Here is a 4,015-nt window from a genome sequence, read left to right on the forward strand (position 1 = left end):
ATGCAGATGCATCAAAGGGTAGGCGACGATGTGCTTCTCGAGGTGCGAGACCTTGAAACGCATTTCTTTGGCGAAGATAGCGTCACCCGCGCGCTCAGCGGCATCAGCTTTCAGGTCAAGAAAGGCGAAACGCTGGGCATTGTTGGCGAATCGGGATGCGGCAAGAGCGTCACTGCCCTATCGATCCTCCGCCTGCTGCCGAAGTTGAGCGCCAGGACCGTCGGCGGCGAGGTCCGCTTCCAGGGTCGCGACCTGCTTGAGCTGTCTGATCGCGAGATGCGCAAGATCCGCGGCGGCCAGATCGCCATGATCTTCCAGGAACCGATGACGAGTCTCAATCCGGTCTATACGGTCGGCCACCAGATCGCGGAGGCGGTGCAGATCCACACCAAGGCGTCTCGCTCGGTGGCCATGAAGAAAGCCGAAGAGATGCTCCGTCTCGTCCGCATCGCGGACCCGGAACGGCGCGTCAGCAACTATCCGCATGAAATGTCAGGCGGGATGCGCCAGCGCGCAATGATCGCCATGGCTCTCGCCTGCTCACCAGAGCTATTGATCGCCGATGAGCCAACCACCGCGCTTGACGTCACAATCCAGGCGCAGATCCTGCGGCTCATCGTCGATCTGAAAGAGCGCACGGGAACGGCCGTCATGTTCATCACGCATGATCTGGGCGTCGTCGCCGAGACATGCCAGCGCGTGATCGTGATGTATGCCGGCCGGATCGTTGAGCAAGCGAGCGTGATAGATCTGTTTGCGCGTCCGGCGCATCCCTACACCCAGGGGCTCATGCGATCGGTGCCCGACCGGCGGCGCGGCCGCCAGCGCCGCCTACCGGAAATTCCAGGCATCGTGCCAAGCCTGCGGGAGCCCATTGTCGGGTGCAGCTTCGCGCCTCGCTGCCCGTTCGCGATAGATGTTTGCCGCGAGAAGACGCCCGCCCTGCGTGACGTCGGGTCGAGCCACGCCGCAGCTTGCTGGCGCGCCGAAGAGGTGATGGGCGCATGAACGGTCCGCTGCTGAAAGTTGAGAATCTGACCAAGCATTATCCGCTCGGTACAGGATTCCTGAAGAAGAGCATTCCGGTAATCCGGGCGGTGGAGGATGTATCCTTTTCCGTCGGGGCGGCCGAGACACTCTGCATCGTCGGCGAATCCGGCTGCGGCAAGTCTACCATCGCGCGGCTTTTGATGCGGCTCGTGGAGCCGACGGGTGGTCGCGTGCTGATCGACGGGACCGACATTGCGAGCCTCAAGAAGCAAGCGCTCCACGCGTTTCGCCGTCGGATGCAGATGGTCTTTCAGGATCCCTACTCGTCGCTGAATCCGCGCCTCACCGCCGGACAGATCATCACTGAACCCGTCGAAAACTTTGAGCGTCTCAGCCGGCGGCAGCGTCAAGCGCTTGCCGCGGACCTTCTCCGAAAAGTCGGAATGTCGCCTGAGATGATGCACAGGCTCCCATCCGAATTGTCGGGCGGTCAGCGCCAGCGGCTCGGCATTGCACGCGCCCTGTCGCTCAACCCCTCTGTCATCATCGCCGACGAAGCGGTGTCAGCCCTCGACGTCTCCGTGCAGGCGCAGATTCTGAATCTGCTTCTGGATCTCCAGCAGCAAATGGGCATCGCCTTCGTCTTCATCTCGCATGACCTCGGCGTTGTAGAGCATATCGGGCAACGCGTTGCGGTCATGTATTTGGGGCGGATTGTGGAACTCGCTCCATGCGAGGCGCTCTTCGCCGAGCCGGTACACCCCTACACCGAGGCGCTGATCGCGGCGGCACCAGTGCCGGATCCGACGCGCGTTCGGCAGGAGGCACCCATCGAGGGCGAGGTGCCAAGCCCTATCAATCCGCCGAGCGGATGCGCGTTTCACCCGCGCTGCCCACTCGCGATCGAGCGTTGCCGCATCGAAGTGCCGCCTTTGGTGCCGATGTCAGACGGGCGCGTCGTAGCCTGTCATGTTCGTGCTCCGGCTACAGGCATGCCGGCCCAGCCTACTGCGGCGCCTAATACTTTGCCCGGTCCTGTGGCTCTGTCGGAGCCTCCATCGCCCGATCGAGAGTCCCAAGCGCAGCGCTGACACGCACACCGCGCATCGTTACAAATCCAGCGACAAGAAGAGAATCGAGACTATGGAAGAACATTTGCACGAGAGCGATTGTCATCCGACCCAGCAGGTTGGCGGCTATGATACGGTCGGATCGATTGCGACGAACGTTGCGGACGGCTTCACGATGGTAGCAGTGGGCGACCTCATCGTGTCGCGGGCAGTTACTAAATCTCAGGATTCCGGCTTCGGCGCCGTCGTCAAGATTCTTCGCGATGCTGACGTCACTTTTGGCAACCTGGAAGTCAACATCTTCGATATCCGATCGTTCAATGGATACCCGCAGGCTGAATACGGCGGCGCGTATCACCTCAGCCTGCCGGAGGTCGGACCTGATTTGAAGGCGATGGGGTTCAACATGGTCGGCCGTGCGAACAACCATACGCTTGACTGGGGCGTTGAGGGCATGCGCGAGACGAGCCGGGTGCTCGATGAGAGCGGTATCATCCATGCAGGTACGGGCGAGAATCTCGCACAAGCCGGCGCCGCTCGCTTCTTCGAAACCGCACGCGGTCGCGTGGGGCTGGTGTCCTTTGCTTCAACATTTGCGACGATGGCTCGTGCCGGCGATCCCGCCGGCGAGGCGCCAGGCAGACCCGGACTCAACCCGCTTCGTTTGGCGGAAAGCATCGTGGTTCCGCCGGAGATGCTCGAAAACTTAAGGCAAGTGCGCGATGCGGTGCCCAGTTACGAGTCCGGCCATGATGACCAAGACCGCGTCGTGGTCGCCGGAGCGACGTTCAAGGCGGGCGACAAGACCGGATACAGCTACGAACCCGACCCGCGCGATGTCGCCGACATTCTACGAAACGTTCGTCGGGGCAAGCAGTTCTCCGACTTCTGCATTGTCACCAACCACGGCCACGAGCCTGGGAATTGGAGCCAGGAACCGCCTGACTACGAGCAATCCTTTGCGCACAAAATGATCGACGCCGGAGCGGACGCATACATTGGTCACGGGCCGCATCTGCTGCGAGGCATCGAAATCTATAGGGGCCGGGCGATCTTTTATAGCCTTGGGAATTTCTTCGAGGACGACCTCGGGACCCCGTGCGGCGCCGACATGTTTGACAAATACGCTAAGGACCCACGGGTCGACACGGATGCGGAGGTTAAAGTCGCTGAGATGGCAAGAGGATTCACAGACCCGGTCTTCTATGAAAGCATTGTCACCGGAAGCCGATTTGAGCAGAACCAGCTTGCCGAATTGCGGCTATATCCGATCGAACTCGGTCACTCGAAAAGGTTTGCCGACCGCGGCATCCCGCACTTGGCCACAGGGTCGCAGGCAAGGGTCACTCTGGAGAGGCTTCAGAAGCTCTCCGAGCCGTTCGGGACCGAAATCGCCATCGAGAATAGCATTGGAATCATAAGGCTGAACCCCGGCACCTCGCGGTGACGTTACTTCGAGGCGCGGCGCAAATCAGAAGCCTTATCCCAGATGAGCTGCGGCGCAGCATTAGATCGGTAACTGGCGACACACCGGTTATCGTCATTCGACTAAGAGAGACATCTGTCGCCGTTTGTCTAAAATCTGCGGCAAGTTGCATTGATCCGGCTGAATCGTAAGTTCTATTCCAATGGAGGCTATCAATGAGCGAAGCACCACACCTGACGTTCGATATCGACACGCCTGGCGCGAGCACGGGGCATCTTGTTGTCCCAAAAGGCGCCGACTGCGAAGCTCTTTCGCTGCCGGTCTTCAGCCTCAATAAAGGGAAGGGACCGCGCCTCCTGATCACTGGCGGAAATCATGGCAATGAATTGGAAGGGCCGATTGTCGCTCGGCGGCTTATTGAGTGGCTTCCTGAAGCGCAAACCTGCGGAAGGGTTATCATAGTACCTGAGATCAATCCACTGGCCGTGCAGGCTTGGAGCCGCAACACACCGCTAGATGGGAAGAATCT

Annotated in this window: 4 protein-coding genes; all 4 read left to right on the top strand. The window is 60.2% G+C overall.

What is annotated here, in order from left to right:
• Positions 1-1,008, top strand: coding sequence for an ABC transporter ATP-binding protein (locus tag EOA27_RS25800; RefSeq protein ID WP_127257591.1), 1,008 nt, complete (start codon positions 1-3; stop codon positions 1,006-1,008).
• Positions 1,005-2,081, top strand: coding sequence for an oligopeptide/dipeptide ABC transporter ATP-binding protein (locus tag EOA27_RS25805; RefSeq protein ID WP_245491161.1), 1,077 nt, complete (start codon positions 1,005-1,007; stop codon positions 2,079-2,081). Before EOA27_RS25800 ends, EOA27_RS25805 begins: the two co-directional genes overlap by 4 nt.
• Before the next feature lie 52 nt (positions 2,082-2,133).
• A complete protein-coding gene (locus EOA27_RS25810) occupies positions 2,134-3,507 on the top strand; it encodes a CapA family protein (protein WP_127257594.1) in 1,374 nt (457 codons plus the stop codon).
• Positions 3,508-3,701: 194 nt separating this feature from the next.
• Positions 3,702-4,015, top strand: a 314-nt coding sequence (locus tag EOA27_RS25815) for a succinylglutamate desuccinylase/aspartoacylase family protein (RefSeq protein WP_189562111.1), incomplete at its 3' end; no start/stop codon positions are given.

The organism is Mesorhizobium sp. M2A.F.Ca.ET.037.01.1.1 (assembly GCF_003998075.1).
In the GTDB taxonomy this organism is placed as follows: domain Bacteria; phylum Pseudomonadota; class Alphaproteobacteria; order Rhizobiales; family Rhizobiaceae; genus Mesorhizobium.

Bases quoted from the DNA above. Each gene is read 5' to 3' on its own strand.
- EOA27_RS25800 (WP_127257591.1), top strand. From the start codon at position 1: ATGCAGATGCATCAAAGGGTAGGCGACGATGTGCTTCTCGAGGTGCGA.
- EOA27_RS25805 (WP_245491161.1), top strand. From the start codon at position 1,005: ATGAACGGTCCGCTGCTGAAAGTTGAGAATCTGACCAAGCATTATCCG.
- EOA27_RS25810 (WP_127257594.1), top strand. From the start codon at position 2,134: ATGGAAGAACATTTGCACGAGAGCGATTGTCATCCGACCCAGCAGGTT.